The sequence below is a fragment of the Bradyrhizobium sp. AUGA SZCCT0222 genome, from assembly GCF_018130205.1.
GTDB lineage: Bacteria > Pseudomonadota > Alphaproteobacteria > Rhizobiales > Xanthobacteraceae > Bradyrhizobium.
Window position 1 is genome coordinate 43,363 of sequence record NZ_JAFCLX010000032.1, and the last position, 25,084, is coordinate 68,446.

Annotated in this window: 28 protein-coding genes; 1 reads left to right on the forward strand and 27 read right to left on the reverse strand. The window is 62.0% G+C overall.

The genetic code is table 11. From position 1 onward, the window contains the following. Positions 1-12 precede the first annotated feature (12 nt). The 23 genes from rpsE to rpsL all read right to left on the reverse strand — a co-directional run bounded on the left by rpsE (position 13) and on the right by rpsL (position 13,093). Complete coding sequence (gene rpsE / locus JQ629_RS24955; protein WP_028349043.1) at positions 13-588, reverse strand: 30S ribosomal protein S5; 576 nt, start codon at positions 586-588, stop codon at positions 13-15. 62 nt (positions 589-650) lie between these two features. Then, positions 651-1,010 (reverse strand): 50S ribosomal protein L18, encoded by a 360-nt coding sequence (gene rplR / locus JQ629_RS24960; protein WP_192733855.1) that lies wholly within the window; start codon positions 1,008-1,010, stop codon positions 651-653. A gap of 11 nt (positions 1,011-1,021) precedes the next feature. Next, positions 1,022-1,555, reverse strand: a complete 534-nt coding sequence (gene rplF / locus JQ629_RS24965) for a 50S ribosomal protein L6 (RefSeq protein WP_192733856.1) — start codon at positions 1,553-1,555, stop codon at positions 1,022-1,024. 14 nt (positions 1,556-1,569) lie between these two features. Beyond that, complete coding sequence (rpsH, locus tag JQ629_RS24970; protein ID WP_192733857.1) at positions 1,570-1,968, reverse strand: 30S ribosomal protein S8; 399 nt, start codon at positions 1,966-1,968, stop codon at positions 1,570-1,572. Positions 1,969-1,982: 14 nt separating this feature from the next. Next, complete coding sequence (rpsN, locus tag JQ629_RS24975) at positions 1,983-2,288, reverse strand: 30S ribosomal protein S14 (RefSeq protein ID WP_192733858.1); 306 nt, start codon at positions 2,286-2,288, stop codon at positions 1,983-1,985. Positions 2,289-2,332: 44 nt separating this feature from the next. After that, positions 2,333-2,890, reverse strand: coding sequence for a 50S ribosomal protein L5 (rplE, locus tag JQ629_RS24980; protein WP_192733859.1), 558 nt, complete (start codon positions 2,888-2,890; stop codon positions 2,333-2,335). Beyond that, positions 2,883-3,197: a 50S ribosomal protein L24 gene (gene rplX, locus JQ629_RS24985; RefSeq protein WP_212035207.1), complete on the reverse strand. Its 315-nt coding sequence runs from the start codon at positions 3,195-3,197 to the stop codon at positions 2,883-2,885. Before rplX ends, rplE begins: the two co-directional genes overlap by 8 nt. After that, positions 3,197-3,565, reverse strand: coding sequence for a 50S ribosomal protein L14 (gene rplN / locus JQ629_RS24990; protein ID WP_011473865.1), 369 nt, complete (start codon positions 3,563-3,565; stop codon positions 3,197-3,199). Before rplN ends, rplX begins: the two co-directional genes overlap by 1 nt. Positions 3,566-3,645: 80 nt before the next feature. Next, positions 3,646-3,894, reverse strand: coding sequence for a 30S ribosomal protein S17 (gene rpsQ / locus JQ629_RS24995; protein WP_192733861.1), 249 nt, complete (start codon positions 3,892-3,894; stop codon positions 3,646-3,648). Between the two features lie 10 nt (positions 3,895-3,904). Then, a complete protein-coding gene (rpmC, locus tag JQ629_RS25000) occupies positions 3,905-4,111 on the reverse strand; it encodes a 50S ribosomal protein L29 (RefSeq protein ID WP_192733862.1) in 207 nt (68 codons plus the stop codon). A gap of 5 nt (positions 4,112-4,116) precedes the next feature. Further along, complete coding sequence (rplP, locus tag JQ629_RS25005) at positions 4,117-4,530, reverse strand: 50S ribosomal protein L16 (RefSeq protein ID WP_027536812.1); 414 nt, start codon at positions 4,528-4,530, stop codon at positions 4,117-4,119. Between the two features lie 30 nt (positions 4,531-4,560). Next, positions 4,561-5,259 carry a 30S ribosomal protein S3 gene (gene rpsC / locus JQ629_RS25010; protein WP_192733863.1) on the reverse strand — a complete coding sequence of 233 codons (699 nt, stop codon included), beginning with the start codon at positions 5,257-5,259 and terminating at the stop codon, positions 4,561-4,563. Positions 5,260-5,276: 17 nt separating this feature from the next. Then, a complete protein-coding gene (gene rplV, locus JQ629_RS25015) occupies positions 5,277-5,663 on the reverse strand; it encodes a 50S ribosomal protein L22 (protein WP_212269286.1) in 387 nt (128 codons plus the stop codon). A 10-nt stretch (positions 5,664-5,673) separates the two neighbouring features. Then, positions 5,674-5,952, reverse strand: a complete 279-nt coding sequence (gene rpsS / locus JQ629_RS25020) for a 30S ribosomal protein S19 (RefSeq protein WP_027536815.1) — start codon at positions 5,950-5,952, stop codon at positions 5,674-5,676. 12 nt (positions 5,953-5,964) lie between these two features. Further along, complete coding sequence (gene rplB / locus JQ629_RS25025) at positions 5,965-6,798, reverse strand: 50S ribosomal protein L2 (protein WP_211998086.1); 834 nt, start codon at positions 6,796-6,798, stop codon at positions 5,965-5,967. A 12-nt stretch (positions 6,799-6,810) separates the two neighbouring features. Then, positions 6,811-7,110, reverse strand: coding sequence for a 50S ribosomal protein L23 (locus JQ629_RS25030; RefSeq protein WP_192733866.1), 300 nt, complete (start codon positions 7,108-7,110; stop codon positions 6,811-6,813). Continuing rightward, complete coding sequence (gene rplD / locus JQ629_RS25035; protein ID WP_192733867.1) at positions 7,107-7,727, reverse strand: 50S ribosomal protein L4; 621 nt, start codon at positions 7,725-7,727, stop codon at positions 7,107-7,109. The genes JQ629_RS25030 and rplD overlap by 4 nt, the downstream gene beginning before the upstream one ends. Before the next feature lies 1 nt (position 7,728). Next, entirely contained in the window at positions 7,729-8,451 is a 723-nt protein-coding gene (gene rplC / locus JQ629_RS25040; protein ID WP_192733868.1) for a 50S ribosomal protein L3, read from the reverse strand. 53 nt (positions 8,452-8,504) lie between these two features. Then, positions 8,505-8,813 (reverse strand): 30S ribosomal protein S10, encoded by a 309-nt coding sequence (rpsJ, locus tag JQ629_RS25045; protein WP_002712302.1) that lies wholly within the window; start codon positions 8,811-8,813, stop codon positions 8,505-8,507. Between the two features lie 89 nt (positions 8,814-8,902). Beyond that, positions 8,903-10,093, reverse strand: coding sequence for an elongation factor Tu (gene tuf, locus JQ629_RS25050; RefSeq protein ID WP_192733869.1), 1,191 nt, complete (start codon positions 10,091-10,093; stop codon positions 8,903-8,905). A 39-nt stretch (positions 10,094-10,132) separates the two neighbouring features. Then, positions 10,133-12,205, reverse strand: a complete 2,073-nt coding sequence (fusA, locus tag JQ629_RS25055) for an elongation factor G (protein WP_212414896.1) — start codon at positions 12,203-12,205, stop codon at positions 10,133-10,135. Positions 12,206-12,235: 30 nt separating this feature from the next. Next, the gene (rpsG, locus tag JQ629_RS25060; RefSeq protein WP_192733871.1) at positions 12,236-12,706 is read right to left on the reverse strand and encodes a 30S ribosomal protein S7; all 471 of its coding nucleotides are present in this window, start codon (positions 12,704-12,706) and stop codon (positions 12,236-12,238) included. Between the two features lie 15 nt (positions 12,707-12,721). Beyond that, positions 12,722-13,093 carry a 30S ribosomal protein S12 gene (gene rpsL / locus JQ629_RS25065; protein WP_057849132.1) on the reverse strand — a complete coding sequence of 124 codons (372 nt, stop codon included), beginning with the start codon at positions 13,091-13,093 and terminating at the stop codon, positions 12,722-12,724. Positions 13,094-13,792: 699 nt separating this feature from the next. Between rpsL and JQ629_RS25070 the strand changes: the two genes are divergently transcribed. Further along, a complete protein-coding gene (locus tag JQ629_RS25070) occupies positions 13,793-15,019 on the forward strand; it encodes an FAD-dependent oxidoreductase (protein WP_212414897.1) in 1,227 nt (408 codons plus the stop codon). Here JQ629_RS25070 and JQ629_RS25075 read toward each other — a convergent pair. The 4 genes from JQ629_RS25075 to rpoC all read right to left on the reverse strand — a co-directional run bounded on the left by JQ629_RS25075 (position 14,959) and on the right by rpoC (position 24,942). Further along, positions 14,959-16,998, reverse strand: coding sequence for an ABC transporter ATP-binding protein (locus JQ629_RS25075; RefSeq protein ID WP_212414898.1), 2,040 nt, complete (start codon positions 16,996-16,998; stop codon positions 14,959-14,961). The two genes, JQ629_RS25070 and JQ629_RS25075, sit on opposite strands and share 61 nt — an antisense overlap. A 139-nt stretch (positions 16,999-17,137) precedes the next feature. Then, complete coding sequence (locus tag JQ629_RS25080) at positions 17,138-19,192, reverse strand: FAD-dependent oxidoreductase (RefSeq protein ID WP_212414899.1); 2,055 nt, start codon at positions 19,190-19,192, stop codon at positions 17,138-17,140. A gap of 311 nt (positions 19,193-19,503) precedes the next feature. Then, entirely contained in the window at positions 19,504-20,595 is a 1,092-nt protein-coding gene (locus JQ629_RS25085) for a helix-turn-helix transcriptional regulator (protein WP_212414900.1), read from the reverse strand. A 147-nt stretch (positions 20,596-20,742) separates the two neighbouring features. Further along, a complete protein-coding gene (gene rpoC / locus JQ629_RS25090) occupies positions 20,743-24,942 on the reverse strand; it encodes a DNA-directed RNA polymerase subunit beta' (protein ID WP_212414901.1) in 4,200 nt (1,399 codons plus the stop codon). Positions 24,943-25,084: the final 142 nt, after the last annotated feature.

Sequence of the window (25,084 nt, forward strand, 5' to 3'; positions counted from 1 at the left end):
GCGCCTGATTGTTTATTCAGCCACCACTTCGGCATCGCCACCGACGCGGCGCGACTGCAGCGTGGACACCTTGATGTTGCGGCGCGCCGCCACCGAACGCGGCGAATCCTGATGCTTCAGCGCGTCGAAGGTTGCGCGAACCATGTTGTAGGGGTTCGACGAGCCGATCGACTTCGCCACCACGTCCTGGATGCCGAGCGTTTCGAACACCGCGCGCATCGGACCGCCCGCGATGATGCCGGTACCGGCGGGGGCTGCGCGCAGATAGACGCGGCCCGCACCGTGACGGCCGGCGATATCGTGATGCAGCGTGCGGCCTTCGCGCAGAGCAACGCGCGTCAGGTTACGCTTCGCCGATTCCGTCGCCTTGCGGATCGCCTCGGGAACTTCGCGCGCCTTGCCGTGACCGAAACCGACCCGACCCTTCTGGTCGCCGATCACGACCAGCGCCGCAAAGCCGAAGCGCTTGCCGCCCTTGACGACCTTCGCCACGCGATTGATGTGGACCAGCTTGTCGACGAACTCGCTGTCGCGCTCTTCGCGATCCCTGCTCCGTTCGCGTCCGCCGCGTTCGCGTTCACCTGCCATGGTGTTTTCCAATCTCAGGGAGCCTAACGCCCCTGTCCTTCATCTTGGTTCAAAATCGGTTGTTAGAAGCTCAATCCGCTTTCGCGGGCCGCATCCGCAAGCGCCTTGACGCGCCCGTGATACAGATACTGACCGCGATCGAATATCACTTCCTTGACGCCCTTCTGCACGGCACGTTCCGCCAGCAGCTTGCCGACGGCCTTGGCCGCATCGATGTTGGCGCCCGTGTTGCCGCTCTCGCGCATCGTCTTTTCCAGCGACGACGCGGAAGCCAGCGTCTCGCCCTTCAGGTCGTCGATGACCTGGGCATAGATATGCTTCGACGAGCGGAACACCGACAGACGCGGACGTCCATTGGCGGAGCGGCGCAGTGAATTCCTCACACGCTGCTTGCGCCGGGCATTTGTAACTTTCAGTGACATGGCCGGCTCCGTTACTTCTTCTTGCCTTCCTTGCGGAAGATGAATTCGTTGGCGTACTTCACGCCCTTGCCCTTGTAGGGCTCCGGCGGACGATAGGCGCGGATTTCGGCCGCAACCTGACCGACGCGCTGGGAATCATTGCCCGTGATCGTGATCTCGGTCGGCTTCGGCACCGCGATGGTGATGCCATCGGGGATCGCGTAGACGACGTCGTGGCTGTAGCCGAGCGCGAGCTGCAGGTTCTTGCCCTGCAGCGCGGCGCGGTAGCCGACGCCGGTGATCTCGAGCTTCTTCTCGAAACCCTTGGTGACGCCCTCGACCAGGTTTGCGACCTGCGCGCGCGCGGTGCCGTACATGGCCTGCGCCCGGTTGGTTTCGAGCTTCGGCGCGACCTTGACCGCGCCGTCCTCGAACTTCACCTCGACGTCGTCATGCACGACGAACTGAAGCTGGCCCTTCGGCCCCTTCATCTTGACGGTCTGCCCTTCGACGGTCGCCGTCACACCGGACGGGATCGGCACGGGCCGTTTGCCAACACGTGACATGCTAGAATCCTTCCTCAGAACACCGTGAAGAGAACTTCGCCGCCCACGTTCGCTTCACGCGCTTCGTGGTCAGCCATGATTCCCTTCGGTGTCGACAAGACCGAAATACCGAGACCGTTGTTCACGCGCGGCAGGTTCTTCACCGAGGCGTAAACCCGACGGCCTGGCTTGGACACCCGCTCGATTTCGCGAATGACCGGCTCGCCGTCGAAATATTTCAGTTCGATCTCGAGTTCGCTGCGGCCGGACGAATGCTCTACGCTGGCGTAGCCGCGGATGTAACCCTCGGACTTCAGCACTTCGAGCACGTTGGCGCGCATCTTCGAGCCCGGGGTCGAAACCTTGGACTTCGAGCGCATCTGCGCGTTGCGGATGCGGGTGATGAGATCGCTGATCGGATCGTGCGTAGACATCTGACGACCCTCCCTTACCAGCTCGACTTCACGAGCCCGGGAACCAGGCCCTTGGAGCCGAGTTCACGCAGCGCGATGCGGCTGAGCTTGTTCTTGCGATAGACCGAACGCGGACGGCCGGTGAGTTCGCAGCGGTTGCGGATGCGCGTCGCCGACGAGTTGCGCGGCATCTCGGCAAGCTTCAGCGTCGCGGCGAAGCGCTCTTCCATCGGCTTGGTCTTGTCGGCGATGATCGCCTTCAGCTTCGCGCGCTGGGGTGCGGCGTTCTTGGTCATCCGCTTGCGCCGGTTGTTCTTCTCGATTGAACTCTTCTTTGCCATGCTTGGCTCCTGGGTTTCCGCGTTTGAGAGGCTTTAACTGCGTCTCACTGCCGGAACGGGAAATTGAAAGCGGTCAACAAGGCACGCGCCTCGTCGTCGGTCTGCGCCGTGGTGCAAACCGTGATGTCCATGCCGCGGGCTTCCGAAACCTTGTCGAAGTCGATTTCGGGGAAAATGATGTGCTCCTTGAGGCCGAGCGAATAGTTGCCGCGGCCGTCGAAGCTCTTCGGATTGAGGCCGCGGAAGTCGCGCACGCGCGGCAGCGCCACGTTCACCAGGCGGTCGATGAACTCGTACATCTTGGCCTTGCGCAGCGTGACCTTGCAGCCGATCGGCTGGTTTTCACGCAGCTTGAAGGTCGCGATCGCGACGCGCGAATAGGTCACGATCGCCTTCTGGCCGGCGATCAGCGACAGGTCGCCGGCCGCGGTCTCGGCCTTCTTGCGGTCGTTGACGGCATCGCCGACGCCCATGTTGAGGACGACCTTGTCGAGACGCGGCACCTGCATGACGTTGGCATAGCCGAACTGTTCAGTCAGCTTGCTGCGGATGCTCTTGTCATACTCCACGCGCAGGCGCGGCACATAAGCGGTTTCAGCCATCGATCTCTGCTCCCGAGCTCTTGGCAATGCGTACCTTCTTGCCATCAGCCTGAATCTTGAAGCCCACGCGGGTCGGTTTGCCGTCCTTGCCGACATACGCGATGTTGGACAGGTGGATCGGCGCCTCCTTGGAGATGATGCCGCCTTCCTGGGCCTGGGTCTGCTTCTGGTGACGCTTCACGAGGTTGACGCCGCGCACGAGTGCCTTGTTCTCGTCGGGACGAACCTCGAATACTTCGCCGGTACGGCCCTTGTCGCGGCCGTTCAGCACGATGACTTTGTCACCCTTGCGGATCTTGGCAGCCATCACAGCACCTCCGGCGCAAGTGAAATGATCTTCATGTGGTTCTTGGCGCGCAGCTCGCGCGGCACGGGCCCGAAGATACGGGTGCCGACCGGCTCCGACTGATTGTTGATCAGCACGGCGGCGTTGCGGTCGAAGCGGATGACCGAGCCGTCGGCGCGGCGGATGTCCTTGCGGACCCGCACCACGACAGCCTTCATCACGTCGCCCTTCTTCACCTTGCCGCGCGGAATCGCTTCCTTGATCGACACAACGATAACATCGCCCACGGTGGCATAGCGGCGCTTGGAGCCCCCAAGCACCTTGATGCACATGACACGGCGTGCGCCTGAATTATCGGCCACGTCGAGGTTGGTCTGCATCTGAATCATTGATGCACCTCGTCCTCTTTCTGATGCGCTGAAACGCGCTTAAAATTTCCCAAAACCAGTCAGGCTAAGCCCGACCTGCTTCAGGCCGTTTTCTTCTGTTCGCCCCGGACAACCGTCCAGCGCTTCAACTTCGAGATCGGCTTGCTCTCCTCGATCCACACCATGTCGCCCGGCTTGAACTCGTTGTTCTCGTCGTGCGCGTGGTAGTTCTTGGAGCGACGGATCGTCTTCTTGTAGATCGGGTGGGTGAAGCGGCGATCGACGCGCACCACTATCGTCTTGGCTTGCTTGTCGCTCACGACCACGCCCTGAAGGGTTCGTTTCGGCATATCCGGCCTCTTACTTCTTCTTCGCGCGCGCTTGCGCGGCGATGGTCTTGATACGGGCGATATCGCGGCGGGCTTCACGCAGCCGCGTGGTGTTCTCCAGCTGCCCGGTGGCGCGCTGGAAACGCAGGTTGAAACGCTCTTTCTTCAGGTTGAGGACGGCGTCCTCCCTCTGATCGTCGCTCATCGCGCGAATGTCGGCGGTTTTCATCTCGGCCATGACGGTTACTCCGCAATGCGCGCGACGAAGCGCGTCTTGATCGGCAGCTTGGCAGCGGCGAGCGAGAGCGCTTCCTTTGCGGTCTGCACCGTGACGCCGTCGATCTCGAAAATCACGCGGCCAGGCTTGACCCGGGCCACCCACAGTTCCGGCGTACCCTTGCCCGAGCCCATGCGCACTTCGGCGGGCTTCTTCGACACCGGCAGGTCCGGAAATATGCGGATCCAGACGCGGCCGGCGCGCTTCATGTGACGGGTCAGCGCGCGGCGTGCGGCTTCGATCTGACGGGCGGTGATGCGCTCGGGCGCCATCGCCTTCAGGCCGAACTGTCCGAACGACAACGTCGCGCCCGAAGTCGCAACGCCGTGGATACGGCCCTTATGCGCCTTCCGGAACTTCGTTTTCTTTGGTTGCATCATGGCTTACGCCCTCAAACCTTCTCTAATGTCTCAAGCAGCGTCGCGACGCGGACGGGTATTGTCGCCTTCGGCCATCTTCTTGTCCTGGGCCATCGGATCGTGCTCGAGGATCTCGCCTTTGAAGATCCAGACCTTGACGCCGCAGGTACCGAATGTCGTGAACGCAGTCGCCACGCCGTAATCGACGTCGGCGCGCAGCGTGTGCAAGGGAACGCGACCTTCGCGATACCATTCCATACGCGCGATTTCGGCGCCGCCGAGACGGCCCGAGCAGTTGATACGAATGCCTTCGGCGCCAAGACGCATCGCCGACTGCACCGCGCGCTTCATGGCGCGGCGGAATGCGACGCGACGCTCGAGCTGCTGGGCGATCGATTCGGCGACCAGGGTGGCGTCGAGTTCCGGCTTGCGGATTTCGACGATGTTGATGACGACGTCGGAAGCCGTGATGTCGGCAACCCGCTTGCGCAGCTTGTCGATGTCGGCGCCCTTCTTGCCGATCACGACGCCCGGACGCGCCGAATGGATCGTCACGCGGCACTTCTTGTGCGGACGCTCGATCACGATGCGGGCGACGGCTGCCTGCTTGAGTTCCTTGTGCAGGATCTCACGGATCCTGACGTCCTCATGCAGCAGCTTGCCGTATTCGTTCTTGCCGGCGAACCAACGGGAATCCCACGTACGGTTGATGCCGAGACGCAGTCCGATTGGATTGATTTTTTGACCCATCGTCTTCTCCTGCGCTCTTAAGCGCCAGCCTCGGCCTCGACCTGACGAACCACGATGGTCAGGTGTGCGAATGGTTTGTAGATACGACCCGAACGGCCACGGCCGCGCGGCGAAAAACGCTTCATCACGATGCCGTTGCCGACATGGGCCTCGGCGACGACCAGATCGTCGACCTCGAGGTCGTGGTTGTTCTCGGCGTTGGCGATCGCCGATTCCAGGCACTTCTTGACGTCGACCGCGATCCGCTTGCGCGAGAACTGCAGGTCGGCCAGTGCCGCAGACGCCTTCCGGCCGCGGATCAGCTGCGCGACAAGATTAAGCTTCTGCGGGCTCACGCGCAGCATCCGGGCCACAGCCTTGGCCTCGTTATCCGCGAGCACTCTTTCGCGCTTTGGTTTGCTCATCGCTTATTCCTCAAGCCTTCTTGGCTTTCTTGTCGCCAGAATGGCCATGGAAGGTACGGGTCGGCGAGAATTCGCCGAACTTGTGACCCACCATTTCCTCGTTGACCGATACCGGCACATGCTTCTGGCCGTTGTAGACACCGAAGACCAGGCCGACGAACTGCGGCAGGATGGTCGAGCGGCGGCTCCAGATCTTGATGACGTCGTGACGGCCGGACGCGCGCGCGGCATCTGCTTTCTTGAGCAGAGAACCCTCGACGAACGGGCCTTTCCAGACTGAACGAACCATGTCCGGCGTTCCTTACTTCTTCCGCTTGTGGCGGCTTAGGAGGATGAATCTGTTGGTCGACTTATTCGAACGGGTCTTCTTGCCCTTGGTCGGCTTGCCCCACGGGGTCACCGGGTGGCGGCCGCCCGAGGTGCGGCCTTCGCCGCCGCCGTGCGGATGGTCGATCGGGTTCATGACGACGCCGCGGTTATGCGGACGCCAGCCCAGCCAGCGGGTACGGCCGGCCTTGCCGATCGAGATGTTCATGTGATCGGGGTTCGACACCGCGCCGATGGTGCCGCGGCAACGGCCGTGCACCAGGCGCTGTTCGCCCGAGTTCAGACGCAGAATGACGTAGTCCTGATCGCGGCCGACGATCTGCGCATAGGTGCCGGCGGAACGTGCGATCTGGCCGCCCTTGCCGATCTTCATCTCGATATTGTGGACGATCGTGCCGACCGGCATGTTGCCGAGCGGCATGACATTGCCGGGCTTCACGTCGACATAGTTGCCGGCAACGACGGTGTCGCCCGCGGCCAGCCGCTGCGGCGCCAGGATATAGGCCTGCTCGCCGTCGGCATACTTGATCAGCGCGATGAACGCAGTGCGGTTCGGATCGTATTCCAGGCGCTCGACGGTCGCTGAAACGTCGACCTTGTCGCGCTTGAAATCGACCATCCGGTAGGCCTTCTTGTGGCCACCGCCACGAAAGCGAACCGTGATACGGCCGGTGTTGTTGCGGCCGCCATTGCTCTGCTTGCCCTCGGTCAATGCCTTGACCGGCTTGCCCTTGTACAGCGCCGAACGGTCGACCATCACCAGCTGGCGCTGGCCCGGCGTCGTCGGATTGTATGTTTTCAATGCCATCGTCGTAACGCCTTATAGTCCGGTGGTGACGTCGATGCGGTGGCCCTCTTCGAGGGTCACGATCGCCCGCTTCACATCCGACTGCGAACCGAAATTGCCGCGGAACACCTTGGTCTTGCCCTTGCGGACCAGCGTGTTCACGCTCTTCACCTTGACGTCGAACAGCTTCTCGACGGCTTCCTTGATTTGCGGCTTGGTCGCCTTGGAGGCGACCTTGAACACAACCTTGTTGTGCTCGGACGCTACCGTTGCCTTTTCGGTCACCACCGGGGCAACGATCACGTCATAATGGCGCGGATCGATATTCTTCATTTGAAGCGCGCCTCCAGCGCATCCACCGCCGACTTGGTCAGCACCAGCTTGTGACGGCGCAGAATGTCATAGACGTTGATGCCCTGGATCGGCAGCACGTCGATGTTCGGAATGTTGCGGGCCGCGGTCGCGAAACCGGTGTTCACCTCGGCGCCGTCGATGATCAGCGCATTGGTCAGGCCGAGACCCGAGAAATGTCCGACCAGAGCCTTGGTCTTGGCGGCCTCGAGCGTCGCCGATTCGATCACGATCAGCCCGCCGTCCTTTGCCTTGGCGGAGAGCGCATGGCGAAGTGCCAGTGCGCGCACCTTCTTCGGCAAGGCGAAGGCGTGCGAGCGCACCACCGGACCGAACGCACGGCCACCGCCGCGGAACTGCGGAACGCGGGCCGAACCGTGACGAGCACCGCCGGTGCCCTTCTGCTTGTACATCTTCTTGCCGGTGCGCCAGACATCGGCGCGGCCCTGCGTCTTGTGCGTGCCGGCCTGACGCTTGGCGAGCTGCCAGTTGACGCAGCGCTGGATGATGTCCTTGCGCGGCTCCAGGCCGAAAATCTCATCGGACAGCTGGACCGAACCGGCTTCCTTGCCCTCAAGGGTCGTGACTTTCAGTTCCATCTCACGCGCCCTCCTGCTCGGCCGGTGCAGCAGCCTGCTCGGCGCCGCCGACAACCCTGAACTTGCCGGGCTTCGGAGCTTCCTTCGGCAACGGCTTCTTCACCGCATCACGCACCGAGATCCATCCGCCCTTGGAGCCGGGAACGGCACCCTCGACGAGGATCAGGCCGCGCTCGACGTCGGTCTGCACGACGCGCAGATTGAGCGTGGTGATGCGATCGACGCCCATGTGACCGGGCATCTTCTTGTTCTTGAAGGTCTTGCCGGGATCCTGACGTCCGCCGGTCGAACCGATCGAACGATGCGAAACCGACACACCGTGGGTGGCGCGAAGACCGCCGAAATTCCAGCGCTTCATGCCGCCGGCAAAACCCTTACCGACCGAGGTGCCGGTGACGTCGACGAACTGGCCGACCACGAAATGGTCCGCCTGAATTTCGGCGCCAACCGGGATCAGCGCGTCCTCAGACACGCGAAACTCGGTGACCTTCCGCTTGGGCTCGACCTTGGACACCGCAAACTGGCCGCGCTCTGCCTTGGGCAGATAGACGGTCTTGCGGGTACCGGATCCGAGCTGCAGCGCAACGTAACCGTTCTTCTCGGTCGTGCGGTGGCCCAGAACCTGGCAATTGCCCAGCTTCAGCACGGTCACAGGGATATGTTCACCGGTCTCCGTAAAGACCCGCGTCATCCCGACCTTTTGTGCGATCACTCCGGAGCGCATCGGCGTGCTTCCTGTTCTTTCTGTCCGCTAACTTCGGACGATCTAAAAAAATCTTAGAGCTTGATCTCGACGTCGACACCGGCGGCCAGGTCGAGCTTCATCAAAGCATCGACGGTCTGCGGGGTCGGGTCGACAATGTCGAGCAGGCGCTTGTGGGTGCGCATCTCGAACTGCTCACGGCTCTTCTTGTCGACGTGCGGCGAACGGTTGACGGTGAACTTCTCGATGCGGGTGGGCAGCGGAATGGGTCCGCGAACTTGAGCACCGGTACGTTTCGCCGTGTTCACGATCTCGCGGGTCGACGTATCGAGAATTCGATGGTCGAACGCCTTGAGACGGATGCGAATATTTTGGCCGTTCATTGCCGCTGTCTTTCTTTGTCGTCGTATTTGCGAATGGTGGCTAGCGAGTAGCGGATGATTTCATCCGCAACTCGCCAATTCCTGTTCGCTTACTCAATGATGGCGGAGACGACACCCGAGCCGACGGTGCGGCCACCTTCGCGGATCGCGAAGCGGAGCTTCTCTTCCATCGCGATCGGCACGATCAGGTGCACTTCCATCGCGATGTTGTCGCCCGGCATCACCATTTCGGTGCCTTCGGGCAGATGCACGACGCCGGTCACGTCGGTGGTGCGGAAGTAGAACTGCGGCCGATAGTTGGTGAAGAACGGGGTATGACGACCGCCCTCTTCCTTGGTCAGGATGTAAGCCTCAGCCTTGAACTTGGTGTGCGGCTTGACCGAACCCGGCTTGCACAGCACCTGGCCACGCTCGACTTCCTCGCGCTTGGTACCACGCAGCAGCGCACCGATGTTGTCGCCGGCCTGGCCCTGATCGAGCAGCTTGCGGAACATTTCGACGCCGGTGACGATGGTCTTCTGGGTATCGCGCAGACCGACGATTTCGATTTCCTCGCCGACCTTGACGATGCCGCGCTCGACACGGCCGGTCACCACGGTGCCGCGGCCCGAGATCGAGAACACGTCTTCGACCGGCATCAGGAACGGCTGGTCGATCGGACGCGCCGGCTGCGGGATGCTTTCGTCGACGGCCTTCATCAGCTCGAGAACCGCATCGTGGCCGAGCTTCTTGTCCTTGTCTTCGAGGGCGGCGAGAGCCGAACCCTTGATGATCGGGATGGTGTCGCCCGGGAATTCGTACTTCGAGAGCAGTTCGCGGACTTCCATCTCGACCAGTTCGAGCAGTTCCGGATCGTCGACCATGTCGCACTTGTTCAGGAACACGACGAGCGCGGGAACGCCGACCTGACGGGCGAGCAGGATGTGCTCGCGGGTCTGCGGCATCGGGCCGTCGGCGGCCGACACCACCAGGATCGCGCCGTCCATCTGCGCCGCACCGGTGATCATGTTCTTCACGTAGTCGGCGTGGCCCGGGCAATCGACGTGGGCGTAGTGCCGGTTCGCGGTTTCGTATTCGACGTGAGCGGTCGAGATCGTGATGCCGCGCGCCTTTTCTTCGGGCGCCTTGTCGATCTGGTCGTACGCCGTGAACGTCGCACCGCCGGTTTCAGCCAGCACCTTGGTGATCGCTGCGGTCAGCGAAGTCTTGCCATGGTCGACGTGACCGATGGTTCCGATATTGCAGTGCGGTTTGTTACGTTCAAATTTTGCTTTGGCCATTTGACTCTCCGTTTAATCGTTGACTGCCGCCAACGACAATCAGGCAAACTTCTTCTGGACTTCTGCGGACACGTTCGCGGGTGCTTCCGCGTAGTGATCGAATTGCATGGTAAAGGTCGCGCGTCCCTGGCTCATCGAGCGCAGGTTATTCACGTACCCGAACATGTTCATGAGCGGCACCATCGCGTTGATGACGTTGGCGTTGCCGCGCATGTCTTGACCCTGGATCTGGCCGCGCCGCGAATTCAGATCGCCGATGACCGAACCGGTATAGTCTTCCGGGGTCACCACTTCGACCTTCATGATCGGCTCGAGCAGGACGGACTTGCCCTTCGTCAGCGCTTCGCGGAATGCCGCGCGCGATGCGATTTCGAAGGCCAGCGCCGACGAGTCGACGTCGTGATACTTGCCGTCGACCAGCGTCACCTTGACGTCGACCACCGGGAAGCCGGCGACGACACCCGAGCCCATCACGCTGTTGAGGCCCTTTTCGACGCCGGGGATGTATTCCTTCGGCACCGAACCACCAACAACCTTGGACTCGAACTCGTAGCCCTTGCCGGGCTCGTTCGGCTCGACCACGATCGACACTTCGGCGAACTGACCGGTACCGCCGGTCTGCTTCTTGTGCGTGTACTTGACCTCGGCCTTCTTGGTGACGCGCTCACGGAACGCCACCTGCGGCGCACCAATGTTCGCATCGACCTTGTAGGTACGACGCAGGATGTCGACCTTGATGTCGAGGTGGAGTTCGCCCATGCCCTTGAGGATGGTCTGGCCGGACTCCTGGTCGGTCGACACGCGGAACGACGGATCTTCCGCAGCGAGCTTCGCCAGCGCGACGCCGAGCTTTTCCTGGTCGGCCTTCGACTTCGGCTCGATCGCGATTTCGATCACCGGCTCCGGGAATTCCATCTTTTCCAGGATCACCTGCTTGTCGGGATCGCACAGCGTGTCACCGGTGCGCGCTTCCTTCAGGCCGGCCAGCGCGACGATGTCGCCCGCATAGGCCTCCTTGATGTCTTCGCGGTTGTTCGCATGCATCAAAAGCATGCGGCCGATACGTTCTTTCTTCTCGCGGGTCGAGTTGACCACGCCGGTACCGCTCATCAGCACACCCGAATAGATGCGGCAGAAGGTGATGGTGCCGACGAACGGGTCGTCCATGATCTTGAACGCGAGCAGAGCCAGCGGCTCCTTGTCGTCGGCCTTGCGGGTGACTTCGTTGCCGTCTTCATCGATGCCCTTGATCGCGGGCACGTCGACCGGCGACGGCAGATAGTCCACGACCGCGTCGAGCAGCGGCTGCACGCCCTTGTTCTTGAACGCCGAACCGCACAACACCGGGAAGAACGCGCCGGTCAGCACGGCCTTGCGGATCATGCGCTTCAAGGTCGCGACATCGGGTTCTTTGCCGTCGAGGTAAGCAGCAAGAACGTCGTCGTCGAGTTCGACGGCGGCTTCCAGCAGCTTCTCGCGATATTCATTGGCCTTCTCGACCATGTCCTCGGGAATATCGATGTCGACGAACTTGGCGTCGAGCTTCTCTTCTTCCCAGATCACGCCCTTCATGCGGACGAGATCGACCAGGCCCTTGAAGTTGTTTTCGGAGCCGATCGGCAGCTGGATCGCAATCGGCTTGGCGCCGAGGCGATCGACAATATCCTGCATGCATTTGTAGAAGTCGGCGCCGGTCTTATCCATCTTGTTGGCGAAGACGATGCGCGGAACGCGGTACTTGTCGCCCTGACGCCAGACGGTTTCGGTCTGGGGTTCAACGCCCTGGTTGGAGTCGAGCACGCATACCGCGCCGTCGAGCACGCGCAGCGAACGCTCGACTTCAATGGTGAAGTCGACGTGGCCGGGAGTGTCGATGATGTTGAGGCGCTTGCCTTCCCAGAACGCGGTGGTCGCAGCCGACGTAATCGTAATGCCGCGCTCCTGCTCCTGCTCCATCCAATCCATCGTCGCGGCACCTTCGTGCACTTCGCCGATCTTGTGGCTCTTGCCGGTGTAATAAAGGATGCGCTCGGTGGTCGTGGTCTTGCCGGCATCGATATGCGCCATGATACCGAAGTTGCGGTAGTTCTCTATGGCATGAACGCGGGGCATGGGTTGTTCCTTAAAATCCGTGTTTCGCCGTTACCAGCGATAGTGCGAGAAGGCGCGGTTGGCTTCAGCCATCCGGTGCACGTCTTCACGCTTCTTGACGGCGTTACCCCGGTTATTCGACGCGTCGAGCAGTTCGGCGGAGAGCCGCTCCGTCATGGTCTTCTCGTTGCGATCGCGCGCCGCAGTGATGATCCAGCGAATGCCGAGCGCCTGACGGCGGACGGAACGCACTTCAACCGGCACCTGGTAGGTGGCGCCGCCGACGCGGCGCGAACGCACTTCGATGGTCGGCATGACGTTTTCCAGCGCCTGCTCGAACACCGGCAGCGGGCCCTGCTTGGTCTTGGCCTCGATCATGGCGAGCGCGCCGTAGACGATGCTCTCGGCGGCAGACTTCTTGCCGTCGTACATGATCGAATTCATGAACTTCGTAATGATGATGTTCCCGAACTTCGGATCCGGGTTCACTTCACGCTTTTCAGCTGAATGGCGACGAGACATCTTGGCTGTTCCCGCTTACTTCGGACGCTTCGCGCCGTACTTCGAACGACGCTGCTTACGGTTCTTGACGCCCTGGGTATCGAGGACGCCGCGGAGAATGTGGTAGCGCACGCCGGGCAAATCCTTGACGCGGCCGCCGCGGATCATGACCACCGAGTGCTCCTGAAGGTTATGGCCTTCACCCGGGATGTAGCCGATCACTTCGAAGCCGTTGGTCAGGCGCACCTTGGCAACCTTACGAAGCGCCGAGTTCGGCTTCTTCGGGGTCGTGGTATAGACGCGCGTGCAAACGCCGCGCTTCTGCGGCGACTGCTGCAGCGCCGGCACCTTCTTGCGCGACTTCTGCACGGTACGCGGTTTTGCGATCAGCTGGTTGATCGTCGGCATGTCAGCCTTCACCCTTTAGTTCGCGCGAAACCGGAGATGGTTTCGCAAATTCTTCTCGGGACTAGCCGCCCCGTTCGGCCGCCTTGCACGGAAAACACCCACGCAAAACGAAATCGCGCCAACCACTCATTGCTGAGCGGAAAGCGCTTCGACGCCACAGAGGACCGCGACTGAAGGCCGATCAGCGTTCGCTGTTCGGCCTGCTACCGAGGTCATGCATCCGAGTTCACTCTCAAGAGAACGTGCTCAAGAGAACTAAAATCGCACTGGCATTGCCTAGCTATATGATCGACAGCGTTTGAGCGGCATTCGTCGAGGTTGGTGCCCGTCTCAGTCCAGAAGGATTTGGGTCCATAAGGATTTGAAGGGTGTTCCGTTCCGACGCTGGCGACGCTCACCGCCTGTCGTGAAGTGGGGGTCTTCTATAAGCCGTGGGTAGCTAAGTCAAGCGAAACGACAACGCAGGAAACGCCTATGGTACCTGCAGATTCAGAGCTTCGCATGAATCGGTGCGTAGCGAAATCGGCGGCACTCCCCGCTTCTTCGAATCGAGCTGCACCAGCGATTCTCGCCTATTTTACCCGGGTAAATATATCCAGAAACATAATTCCCCGGGTTCCCGTCCAAAGCGGATTGCCAAGCTAAGCCTTTATTTGCCTTTCCCGGCGCAAAACTAGCCCTTCAAGGCCGGAAATTCCTATGCGGTACACCGACATTGCAATTATCGGGGGCGGCCTCGCCGGCTCGACCGCGGCCGCGATGCTCGGACGCGCCGGGATTCCGACGCTCCTGATCGACCCGCATGAAAATTATCCGTTCGATTTTCGCGTCGAAAAGCTGAGCGGCGGCACCCAGGTCGACCTTTTGGACAAGACCGGATTCGCCGATTCGCTGCTGCGTGCGACCACCCATGACGGCGAAAACTGGATCGCGCGGGCCGGCTATCTGCTCGACAAGCGGCCGAGCCAGCAGTTCGGCATCATGTATGACGCGCTGATCATGGCGATTCGGGCCGAAATCTCCAAACCTGCCGAGCTGGTCTACGCCAAGGTCACGGATGTCTCGACCAGCGACGATCGCCAGAAGCTCACGCTCTCGAACGGCGAAACGATCTCGGCGCGGCTGGTGGTGCTGGCCAATGGGTTGAATATCGGGCTCCGCCGCAATCTCGGCATCGAACGCCAGATCATTAGCGCGTGCCACTCGATCTCGATCGGATTCGACCTTGCGCCGGCCGGTCGCACCGCTTTCGAATTTCCCGCGCTGACGTATTTCTCGGAACGTCCGAGCGGCCGTATCCCCTATCTGACGCTGTTTCCGGTCGGCACGAAGATGCGGGCGAATCTGTTCGCCTATCGCGAGGCCGACGATCCCTGGCTGCGCGAGATGCGGCAAAAGCCGGTCGAGACCATGAATGCCGCGCTGCCGCGGCTACGCCGCATCACCGGCGAATATACCGTGTCAGGCGACGTCAAGATCAGGCCGGCGGATCTCCACGTCAGCACAGGCTATCGGCAGCCCGGCATCGTCCTGGTCGGCGACGCCTTCGCGACCACCTGCCCCGTCACAGGCACCGGCACCGACAAGGTACTCACTGACGTTACCCAGCTCTGCAACGTCCATATTCCCGCCTGGCTGACGACCGAGGGCATGAACGAAGCCAAGATCGCGTCCTATTACGAAGATCCGGTCAAGCAGGCCTGCGACGCCTGGTCGATGGCGAAGGCCTTCAGCTTCCGCAAGGTCACCCTGGACCGCGGCATCTACTGGCGCGCACAACGCCTGGCGCGGTTCCTGGCGTGGTTTGGCGAAGGCAATTTGCGACGGCTACGCAAGGCAATCAGCGCGGAAGCAAAAACCCACGCTCACTCCTCGTCGTCCTCGTCCTCATCATCATCGTCGTCTTCATTGTCGTCGTCGGCCTGACCGGCCGCATTGTGCGGCCTGTGGCCCTGGTCGTCCCAGAGCTTGCGGTAGGCGCCATTGCGGGCAAGCAGTTCCGCGTGCGAGCCGCGCTCGATCGCCTTGCCGTTTGAAATCACGATGATCTCGTCCATCTCGACCACCGACGTCAGTCGGTGCGTCGACCAGATCATGGTGCGTCCCTCCGCGACCTTCAGCAGCGTGCGATTGATCGCAGCTTCCGTGGTCTGGTCGAGCGCGGACGTCGCCTCGTCGAGCAGCAGGACGGACGGATTGCGGATGACGGCGCGCGCGATCGCGATGCGCTGGCGCTGGCCGCCCGACAGCGTATCGCCGCGTTCGCCGACCGGCGTGTCGTATCTCTGCGGCAGGCTCATGATGTACTGGTGAATCTCGGCCTTCTTGGCGGCCTCCTCGACCTCTTCGTCGGTCGCGCCTTCCTTGCCGAGCCGAATGTTTTCGCGGATCGACATGTTGAACAGCATGTTCTCCTGGAACACGACCGCCATGCTCCGGCGCAGCGATTCCAGGGTGACGCGGCGGACGTCGACGCCGTCGATCGTCAGGCGCCCCTCGTCGGGCTGGTAGAGGCGCAGGATCAGATTGAGCAGCGTGCTCTTGCCGGAGCCGCTGGGTCCGACGATGGCGATGCGCTTGCCGGCATTGAGCTTGAGGCTGAGATTGTCGAGCACCGGCGTCTCGCTGCCCTCGTACTGGAAGGTCACGCGATCGAAGGTGATGTCGTTGGTGATGCGCGGCAGATCGGGCGCGCCGGCGCGGTCGGCCCCGCGGGTCGGCTCGTCCAGCAGTTCCTGCATATGCCGCACCGATGCGGCCGCCTGGATCGACACCGGAATGAAATGCATCAGATGGGCGATGTTGTAGGACACCTCCCAGAACGCGCTCTCGAAGGTCACGAAGGTGCCGATGGTGATCTGGCCCGTGGTGGCGAGATAGGCGCCGATCGCGAGCACCACCAGATGCAGCAACAGCACCGAGATGGTGACGGTGCGTTCCACCATGGTCGACAGGAACACCGCGGACGCGGTCTTGATGCGGACATCCTGGTTGCGCAGGGAGAACCAGCTGAACGCGCGGCGCTGCAGGCTGAAGGCTTTCACCACCGCCTGGGCCGCGACGTTTTCCTGCACCATGCCGAGCAGCGCCGATTCATTCAGCTTCTGCTCGTAATTGGCCTGCACCGCCTTTGGCGTCAGGATCCGCGGGCCGATCAGCGTGATCGGAAACACCAATAGCGCGACGGCCGCGAGCTGCCAGTTCAGGAACAGCATCAGGATGATGCCGGCGATCAGTTCCAGGAACGGCAGCGCCGCGCTGTTGGCAAAGGTCTTGACCGCCCCCTCGAACGCCGAGAGGTCGATCGAGAAGCGCGAGAGAATTTCGCCACGCTTGGTGCGGGCGAAATAGCTCGTCGGCAAGCTCTGGACATGCTCGAACAACCGCGTCCGGACATCGGAAATGATGCCGGCCGCCAGCCGCGCATCCCAGCGCTCATACCAGATCGCGACGATCGAGGTGATGATGCCGGCGACCGCGAGCACGCCGAGGATCTTGTACAGCGCCTGGAAATCCTCTTCGCCGAGCGCGTCGTCGATCAGGAACTTCAGGCTGAGCGGCATGATGACGTTGAACAGCGTCTCGACCAGCACGCCGAAGGAGACGATCGCCAATGGCTTCCTGTAATTGCCCAGATACGGCCTGACGAAGCCGTAGACGGTCGCCATCGCGCCGGCGGCTTCCTTCGCAGTGAAGACGACGAGGTCCTCGTCGTCATCGTCGTCGAGCTCCAGCTCGTCGTCGTCCTCGTCCTTCTTGGCTTTTTTGTCTTTTATGCCGTCATCGGCGGCGGGCACGCCGGCCGGCTTGCCGCTGGCGACAGCCTCGAGCGCGAGCCTCTTCGCAAGCTCAGGATCGTCCGCTGGCGCGGGATTCTGATCCGAAGAAGGAGGCTTTGGCGCCATGAAACCAACCGATGCTGCACGGCCGGCATGACCGCAAATCGAAACGCGATAGCGGTGGACGCTACCGCGCCGATCCTATGCGATCAGGATGAATTCGGCAAAACAATTGGCAAACAATCCGAGTAGCGGCGGCTGCCGATCAGTCTTCGGACTCCACCTTGTCGAAGAACGAATAGCGCAGGCTGTCGGAGTCGGCGTACCACTGTCCCGGCCCCTTGTTGGCGGCAAGCGTCGCCGCCCACAATGCATCGGTGACGTCGCGGCGATGCATTGAGAGGTCGAATCCGTTTCCGAAGAACAACTCCGACCATTCCCACCAGGTGCTGAGCTTCTTCACCCCGCGCAGCAGGTCGTAGCGGTCGATCAGCGCCGGCGGCGTGTCCGACGTGACGGAGCCGAACAGCAGTCCGGTCTTGATCACCCGGTTCAGTTCGCGCACGGCGCGCGGGACCTGCTTCTCCGCGACGTGGCACAGGCTGGTCTCGAACACAAAATCGAACTCGCCGTCCTTGAACGGCATATCGACGATCGATCCGAGCTTGTTGAATTTCTTCAGCGCCTTCGGCGTCCGGGCATGGATGGCGCGGTTGTTTTCGATGCCCCAGGCGTCGATGCCGCGCTCGCGCAGCGCGCCGACCAGTTCGCCGCTGGCCGAGCCGGCGATCAGGAGCTTGTAGCCCCTCGCCCGGTTCCAGACGATCTTGATCAGGTCCGTCAGATAGGCCGGGTCGGTAAACTCGCTCCAGACCTCGCTGTAGGGGCCAAGCCCGCGATAATTTTGGAAATAATCGCGATCGATCTTGTCGGAGAGCGACCCGCCCGCCTGCGCGCGTGCGCGGCGCAGCCGCATCATCTCGGAGACGATGATGTCGGTGGCGGCGTCGGAGGAGTCGAGCAGTCCGTTCAGCGTGGAGTCGAACAGATAGTCGCCGACCACGACGATCCCCGGATGTTCCTTCGGCTCGGGCCGGTGGTTGGTCATGACGTCGCGCACCGGCAAGCCGCCCGGCAGCGCGTTCACCGACGACAGCCAGCGATGGATCTTGCCTTCCTTGAAATAGTCACGGGCGTTGCCGAGCGCCGCCGGCAGCGACTTCAACGCGGCGTCGATCAGTTCCTGATCGCTGAGATTCGCAAACGCCAGCGCATCGGAACCCGCGATCAGCCAGTTCAGGACGCCATGCTTGCCCACATCATGACGCGCGCCCTCATTGTAGACGCAGCAGCCGCCGAATGCCTCCGACATGAACCAGGCACCGGGGATCTTCTCGCCCCAGAACGGTTCGTCGAACAGGATCGAGACCCGCAGATAATGCGCGGGCCGGTCGAAATAGGCGACGTGCTTGACCATCGACTTGCGCAACTGCTCGCCGTTCCAGCGCATCGTGCCGAGCCAGGAATGCGGCAGGCACATCACCACGAGATCGAAGTCCCGCGTCTCCGGTCCCTTGCCGTTCATCATGTTGAGCTGATAGCGGCCGGAGGGCGTCTTGCCGACCTGGAGCACCCGATGATTGAGCTGGATATCGGCGGTGACTTCGCTGCGCAGGCAATCGACCAGTTGTTCGTTGCCGTTCTGAATCGAATACAGCCCGATATAGCCGTCGACATCCATCACGAAGTTCTTCAGCGCGTTCAGCCCGTTGGTGTTGTGGGGCTCGGTCGCGATGTCCGAGCGGGCCATCACCTTGAAGAAGCGCTTGGCGGTATCGTCGTCGACGAACTTCTCAAGCAGCTCCTCGGCCGTCATGTAGGCCCACGGATGCTCGTTGTCGTGGGCGCCGACGCCTTCGTAATATTCGATCGGCGACACCATATCGCTGCAGCGCTTGCGAAAGCCCTCGATCGCGGCTGCGGTCTTTGCACCGTATTTGCGGCGCATGCCCGGCACGTCGTTGAGGAGTTCACCGTCGAACTGCACCTGCTCGGCGTCCATCGGAATCGTCTGCAGGCCGAAATGCTGGATCAGCTCGCGCAGCGGATCGGGTCCGGTCATCGAGTAATCATAGATCTCGGCAACGCCGGCCTCGTACATCGCGGGCGCCGAATCGAATTTGCGCGTGACGATCTTGCCGCCGACCCGGTCGGACGCCTCGTAGATCGTGATGCGGCAGAGGTCGCCGAGCTTCTTCTTCAGATACCAGGCGCTCATCAGCCCGCCCGGGCCGCCGCCTACGATTGCAAGATCGAGCATGTGTTTTCCGCAAGTTCCCGCCTGCCCCCAAAGTGCAGCCGGTTTAAGTCTCCTTAGCAAAAGCGCTTTTCACCCTGAAGGGAAGATGAACAAAGCAGGTCCGCGCATCGCAGCAATGCCGGAAAGCGCCAAGGAGCCCGCCATAACTGCGCTTTTTTATCCGAATCCGTACTCTTACGGGGGTTTCGGCGCCGGTGGTTGATCGGGCGTCGACGTGTGTGAATTCGCAGCCACGTTAGCGGCAAGCGGCTCCGCCGGGGCGTTATTCCCGCAGACGTGGAGTGCGCCTTCGGATTCCCGCGGACGTTTCGTTATTTCGGGAACGCCTTGCCGGCGAGCAGACTGATCAGTTCCTGCTGCCGCGAAAGGCCTGTTTTCGCGAGCACGGACTTGAGCTGAGAGCGCACCGTTTCGCGGCTGACACCAAGCGTCCCCGCGATCACTTCGACCGTGCGGGCTTCGCTGATGCCCCGCGCCACACGCGCTTCCGCCGGCGTCAGGTCGAACAGGCCTTGCAGGACCTCGGCGGTCGGCACCGCGGCGCGATCGACCGGCGTCACCACCAGCAGCACGCTCGCTTGTGTGAAGATGTCGCGCGCGGCCCCACGGACGGGAATGACGTGCAAGACCATCGGCAGATAATTTTCCGTCGCGGCAACCGGTATGGACTTGATGATCCGGCCATCCCCAAGCGGCCGCGCGGCGAGCGCTTCGGCCAGCAGCGCATCCGCCGTAGCATCCGTCATTGTCACGCGCTCGGCACGGTCTTCAAACAGCGAAGGCATCAAGGCTTCGAACAGGCCGTTGGCCGCGAACACCTGGCCGCGCGCACGCAGCACCGCGCCGGGCAGGCCCAGCGCCTGCAACGCCTCCGCCTGGGCGCGTGCGCGCTCGAAGCCAAGGCGGTTTGCCGTAAGCGATGCCCGCGCCAAATGCGGCCGCAGTCCATCCAGGAAGGTGACGATCTCGCGTGGCACCGGACCAAGATCCTGGTGCCGCGGCACGACGATTGCGATCGAATCGCCGCTCGGTATCGGGATGATCGTGCCGGCCCGGTAGCCGAGGCCGTATTTGCGATAGAAATTGCAATAGACTTCGTTGGTTGCAATTTCCTCATCCGACAGAAGATCGCCGTCCGTGAGGAAGCCTGCATGATTCAGCGCGATGGCGCGCGGCAGATTCGGGTCGCGTTCACTCCATCCGTCCCTCAGAAAGAGCGGCATGGTCTCGTCATATTCGACTGAGTTGACCGCGCTGACGTATCCGTCCCGCACGGCGAACATAAACCCGCCGCTACCGCTGGTCGCCGCACCGAGCTCGCCAAGCACAGCCGGCCAAAGGGAAGGAATGAGCCCCGCCTCGTAAATGCGGTCGATCAAATGTTCTGAAATTGAGTCGCTCATGGGGAATCGTAAGGAGCGTGTTGTTCACCAAATTCCATACTGATAGCACACACCGTTGTTGGGCGTGAAGCGTCGGGACCCCGCGTTGTAAAAAGCAAAAGCCGGCTTCGCAGCCGGCTTTCTTGTTGGGCGGAACTGGACAGGTCCCTATTCCGCGGGCGGCAGCGCCAGCGGTTCCGCTTCCGGAGCGGTCGGCACGATCGCGGCCTGCTTCTCGCGCTCGTCGAGAATCAGCTTGTCGCGCTTGACCGCGACTTCGCGGATCTTGGCCATCGAGGCGCCGGTGCCCGCCGGGATCAGCCGACCGACAATGACGTTCTCCTTGAGGCCTTCCAGCGGATCCACCTTGCCGTTGACGGCGGCTTCGGTGAGCACGCGGGTGGTCTCCTGGAACGAGGCCGCCGAGAAGAACGAGCGGGTCTGCAGGCTCGCCTTGGTGATGCCGAGCAGAACCGGCGTTCCCGTGGCGGGCTTCTTGCCCTCTTCCTTGGCCTTGACGTTGAGCGCGTCGAACTCGATCTTGTCGACCTGCTCGCCCGAGATCATGTCGGTCTCGCCCTGGTCGGTGATCTCGACCTTCTGCAGCATCTGACGGACAATCACCTCGATGTGCTTGTCGTTGATCAGCACGCCCTGCAGCCGATAGACTTCCTGGATTTCGTTGACCAGATAGGCCGCGAGTTCCTCGATGCCCTTGATCGCCAGGATGTCGTGCGGTGCCGGATTGCCTTCGACGATGAAATCGCCCTTTTCGACGATGTCGCCGTCCTGCAGATGGATGTGCTTGCCCTTGGGGATCAGGTACTCCCTGGTCTCCTCGGTCTTGTCCATCGGCTCGATCGAGATGCGGCGCTTGTTCTTGTAGTCGCGGCCGAAGCGGATCGTGCCCGCGATTTCCGCGATGATCGCCGCATCCTTTGGCTTGCGGGCCTCGAACAGTTCGGCCACACGCGGCAGACCGCCGGTGATGTCGCGGGTCTTGGCGCTTTCCGTGGAAATACGCGCCAGGATGTCGCCGCCCTTCACCTTCGCGCCGGTGTCGACCGACAGAATGGCGTCGACCGACAGCATGTAGCGGGCATCGCCGCCACGCGCGAGCTTCAGCACCTTGCCGTCCTTGCCCTTGACCACGATGGCCGGACGCAGATCCGCCCCGCCCCGCGACGCGCGCCAGTCGATGACGACGCGCTTGGCGATACCGGTGGATTCGTCGAGCGTTTCCGAGATCGACTGACCTTCAACCAGGTCCTCGAACCCGATGCTGCCCTCGACTTCGGTGAGAACCGGACGGGTGTACGGATCCCATTCCGCGATCCGCTGGCCGCGCTTGACCATGTCGCCTTCATCGACGTGCATGCGCGCGCCGTACTGAATGCGGTGGGTCGCACGCTCGGTGCCGTCGGCGTCGGTGATCGCAACGACCATGTTGCGGACCATCGCGATCAGATGACCTTCGCTGTTCTTGGCGATGGCCTTGTTCTTGATGGTCACCTTGCCGTCGAAGTTCGACTCGATGAACGACTGCTCGTTGATCTGCGCCGCGCCGCCGATGTGGAACGTACGCATCGTCAGCTGGGTGCCGGGTTCGCCGATCGACTGCGCCGCGATGACGCCGACCGCTTCACCATGGTTGACCGGCGTGCCGCGGGCCAGATCGCGGCCGTAGCACTTGCCGCAGATGCCGTTGACGAGTTCGCAGGTCAGGGCGGAGCGGATCTTCACTTCCTGGATGCCGGCCTGCTGGATGGCGTCGACGTGAGTCTCCTCCATCAGCGTGCCGCGCTTGACCACGACCTTGTTGGTCGCGGCATCGCGCAGATCCTCGCCCGCGGTGCGGCCGAGAATGCGGGACGCCAGCGAGGCCACGACCGTGCCGGCATCGACGATGGCGCGCATCTTGATGCCGAGCTTGGTGCCGCAATCGTCCTGCGTGATGATGCAGTCCTGCGCCACGTCGACCAGACGGCGCGTCAGGTAGCCCGAGTTCGCGGTCTTCAACGCGGTGTCCGCGAGGCCCTTGCGGGCGCCGTGGGTCGAGTTGAAGTATTCGAGCACCGACAGACCTTCCTTGAAGTTGGAAATGATCGGCGTCTCGATGATCTCACCCGACGGCTTGGCCATCAGGCCGCGCATACCGGCGAGCTGACGCATCTGGGCCGGCGAACCGCGCGCGCCCGAATGCGCCATCATGTAGATCGAGTTGATGTCGGCGTCGGCGCCCTTGGCGTTCTTCTTGGTCGAGGAGATTTCCTTCATCATCTCCTTGGCGATTTCTTCGGTCGCCTTCGACCAGGCGTCGACCACCTTGTTGTACTTCTCGCCATGGGTGATCAGGCCGTCATTGTACTGCTGCTCGAAATCCTTCGCCAGCGTACGGGTGGTGTCGACGATCTTCCACTTGGAGTGCGGCACGACCATGTCGTCCTTGCCGAACGAAATGCCGGCCTTGAACGCGTTGTAGAAGCCGAGCGCCATGATGCGGTCGCAGAAGATCACCGTCTCCTTCTGACCGCAGTGGCGGTAGACCTGGTCGATGACGCCGGAGATTTCGCGCTTGGTCATCAGCTTGTTGATGATGTCGTACGAAATCTTCGCCGAGCTCGGCAACAGATTGCCGAGCATGACGCGGCCCGCGGTGGTTTCGATCCAGCGCTTGGACACCTTGCCGGTCTCGTCGATGCCTTCCCACCGGTACTTGATCTTGGTGTGGAGGTGGATGACCTTCGAATGCAGGGCGTGCTCGAGTTCGGCCATCTCGCCGAAGATCTTGCCCTCGCCGGGCAGGCCTTCGCGCATGATCGACACGTAATAGAGGCCGAGCACGATGTCCTGCGACGGCACGATGATCGGCTGGCCGTTCGCCGGATGCAGGATGTTGTTGGTCGACATCATCAGGACGCGCGCTTCCAGCTGCGCTTCGAGCGACAGCGGAACGTGCACGGCCATCTGGTCGCCGTCGAAGTCGGCGTTGAACGCGGCGCAGACCAGCGGATGCAGCTGGATCGCCTTGCCCTCGATCAGGACAGGCTCGAACGCCTGAATGCCGAGGCGATGCAGCGTCGGCGCGCGGTTCAGCAGCACCGGATGCTCGCGGATGACCTCGTCGAGGATGTCCCAGACCTCGGGACGCTCTTTTTCGACCAGCTTCTTGGCCTGCTTCACCGTGGTGGACAGACCCTTGGCGTCGAGCCGCGAATAGATGAACGGCTTGAACAGTTCGAGCGCCATCTTCTTCGGCAGGCCGCACTGATGCAGCCGCAGTTCGGGACCGACCACGATCACCGAACGGCCGGAATAGTCGACGCGCTTGCCGAGCAGGTTCTGCCGGAAGCGGCCCTGCTTGCCCTTGAGCATGTCGGCCAGCGACTTCAGCGGACGCTTGTTGGCGCCGGTGATGACACGGCCGCGGCGGCCGTTGTCGAACAGAGCGTCGACGGCCTCCTGCAGCATGCGCTTTTCGTTGCGGATGATGATGTCGGGCGCGCGCAGCTCCATCAGCCGCTTCAGGCGGTTGTTGCGGTTGATGACGCGGCGGTAGAGGTCGTTGAGGTCCGAGGTCGCAAAGCGGCCGCCGTCGAGCGGCACCAGCGGACGCAGGTCCGGCGGAATCACCGGCACCACGGTCAGGATCATCCACTCCGGCTTGTTGCCGGAATAGCGGAACGCTTCGACGATCTTCAGGCGCTTGGCGAGCTTCTTGTGCTTGATGTCGGATTCAGTTTCCTGCATCTCGGCGCGCAGCGACTGCTCGAGCTTTTCGAGCTCGAGACCCTTGAGCAGCTCGCGGATCGCTTCGGCGCCGATCATGGCGGTGAAGCTGTCCTGGCCGTATTCGTCCTGCGCCTTCAGATACTCGTCTTCCGACAGCAGCTGACGGTCCTTGAGCGCGGTCAGGCCCGGCTCCAGCACGACGTAATATTCGAAGTACAGGATCCGCTCGAGATCCTTCAGCGTCATGTCGAGCAGAAGGCCGATGCGGGACGGCAGCGACTTCAGGAACCAGATGTGCGCAACCGGCGCCGCCAGCTCGATATGGCCCATGCGCTCGCGACGAACGCGGGAGAGCGTCACTTCGACCGAGCACTTTTCGCAGATGATGCCCTTGTACTTCATCCGCTTGTACTTGCCGCACAGGCATTCGTAGTCCTTGATCGGCCCGAAGATGCGGGCGCAGAACAGGCCGTCGCGCTCGGGCTTGAAGGTACGGTAGTTGATGGTCTCCGGCTTCTTGATTTCGCCATACGACCACGACAGAATCTTCTCCGGAGACGCAATCGAAATCCGGATCTGGTCGAAGACCTGAGCCGGCGTCGTCGGATTGAAGAGATTCATAATTTCTTGGTTCATCGTCTTCTCCTCGCGTGCCGATCGTCACCGGCAGCAAATTCGAAATTCTTTGTCAGCGCGCGCCCTGCTCAACGTCCGAGCGGAGTGCGAATGCCCGGCACATCTGAGCGAAGACTTAGCTTCGCCCGCATGCGCCGGACAT

What these genes read in the sequence shown, in the direction of transcription:
- rpsQ (WP_192733861.1), bottom strand. Translation starts at nt 3,894, where the DNA reads ATGCCGAAACGAACCCTTCAGGGCGTGGTCGTGAGCGACAAGCAAGCC.
- rpoC (WP_212414901.1), bottom strand. Translation starts at nt 24,942, where the DNA reads ATGAACCAAGAAATTATGAATCTCTTCAATCCGACGACGCCGGCTCAG.
- rpsS (WP_027536815.1), bottom strand. Translation starts at nt 5,952, where the DNA reads ATGGTTCGTTCAGTCTGGAAAGGCCCGTTCGTCGAGGGTTCTCTGCTC.
- rplD (WP_192733867.1), bottom strand. Translation starts at nt 7,727, where the DNA reads ATGGAACTGAAAGTCACGACCCTTGAGGGCAAGGAAGCCGGTTCGGTC.
- rplN (WP_011473865.1), bottom strand. Translation starts at nt 3,565, where the DNA reads ATGATTCAGATGCAGACCAACCTCGACGTGGCCGATAATTCAGGCGCA.
- tuf (WP_192733869.1), bottom strand. Translation starts at nt 10,093, where the DNA reads ATGGCCAAAGCAAAATTTGAACGTAACAAACCGCACTGCAATATCGGA.
- rplV (WP_212269286.1), bottom strand. Translation starts at nt 5,663, where the DNA reads ATGAGCAAACCAAAGCGCGAAAGAGTGCTCGCGGATAACGAGGCCAAG.
- JQ629_RS25085 (WP_212414900.1), bottom strand. Translation starts at nt 20,595, where the DNA reads ATGAGCGACTCAATTTCAGAACATTTGATCGACCGCATTTACGAGGCG.
- rpsL (WP_057849132.1), bottom strand. Translation starts at nt 13,093, where the DNA reads ATGCCGACGATCAACCAGCTGATCGCAAAACCGCGTACCGTGCAGAAG.
- rplB (WP_211998086.1), bottom strand. Translation starts at nt 6,798, where the DNA reads ATGGCATTGAAAACATACAATCCGACGACGCCGGGCCAGCGCCAGCTG.
- rpmC (WP_192733862.1), bottom strand. Translation starts at nt 4,111, where the DNA reads ATGGCCGAGATGAAAACCGCCGACATTCGCGCGATGAGCGACGATCAG.
- rplR (WP_192733855.1), bottom strand. Translation starts at nt 1,010, where the DNA reads ATGTCACTGAAAGTTACAAATGCCCGGCGCAAGCAGCGTGTGAGGAAT.
- JQ629_RS25075 (WP_212414898.1), bottom strand. Translation starts at nt 16,998, where the DNA reads ATGGCGCCAAAGCCTCCTTCTTCGGATCAGAATCCCGCGCCAGCGGAC.
- fusA (WP_212414896.1), bottom strand. Translation starts at nt 12,205, where the DNA reads ATGCCCCGCGTTCATGCCATAGAGAACTACCGCAACTTCGGTATCATG.
- rpsN (WP_192733858.1), bottom strand. Translation starts at nt 2,288, where the DNA reads ATGGCAAAGAAGAGTTCAATCGAGAAGAACAACCGGCGCAAGCGGATG.
- rpsJ (WP_002712302.1), bottom strand. Translation starts at nt 8,813, where the DNA reads ATGAACGGCCAAAATATTCGCATCCGTCTCAAGGCGTTCGACCATCGA.
- rpsH (WP_192733857.1), bottom strand. Translation starts at nt 1,968, where the DNA reads ATGTCTACGCACGATCCGATCAGCGATCTCATCACCCGCATCCGCAAC.
- rpsC (WP_192733863.1), bottom strand. Translation starts at nt 5,259, where the DNA reads ATGGGTCAAAAAATCAATCCAATCGGACTGCGTCTCGGCATCAACCGT.
- JQ629_RS25080 (WP_212414899.1), bottom strand. Translation starts at nt 19,192, where the DNA reads ATGCTCGATCTTGCAATCGTAGGCGGCGGCCCGGGCGGGCTGATGAGC.
- rplX (WP_212035207.1), bottom strand. Translation starts at nt 3,197, where the DNA reads ATGGCTGCCAAGATCCGCAAGGGTGACAAAGTCATCGTGCTGAACGGC.
- JQ629_RS25070 (WP_212414897.1), top strand. Translation starts at nt 13,793, where the DNA reads ATGCGGTACACCGACATTGCAATTATCGGGGGCGGCCTCGCCGGCTCG.
- rplC (WP_192733868.1), bottom strand. Translation starts at nt 8,451, where the DNA reads ATGCGCTCCGGAGTGATCGCACAAAAGGTCGGGATGACGCGGGTCTTT.
- rplE (WP_192733859.1), bottom strand. Translation starts at nt 2,890, where the DNA reads ATGGCTGAAACCGCTTATGTGCCGCGCCTGCGCGTGGAGTATGACAAG.
- rplP (WP_027536812.1), bottom strand. Translation starts at nt 4,530, where the DNA reads ATGATGCAACCAAAGAAAACGAAGTTCCGGAAGGCGCATAAGGGCCGT.
- rpsE (WP_028349043.1), bottom strand. Translation starts at nt 588, where the DNA reads ATGGCAGGTGAACGCGAACGCGGCGGACGCGAACGGAGCAGGGATCGC.
- rplF (WP_192733856.1), bottom strand. Translation starts at nt 1,555, where the DNA reads ATGTCACGTGTTGGCAAACGGCCCGTGCCGATCCCGTCCGGTGTGACG.
- rpsG (WP_192733871.1), bottom strand. Translation starts at nt 12,706, where the DNA reads ATGTCTCGTCGCCATTCAGCTGAAAAGCGTGAAGTGAACCCGGATCCG.
- JQ629_RS25030 (WP_192733866.1), bottom strand. Translation starts at nt 7,110, where the DNA reads ATGAAGAATATCGATCCGCGCCATTATGACGTGATCGTTGCCCCGGTG.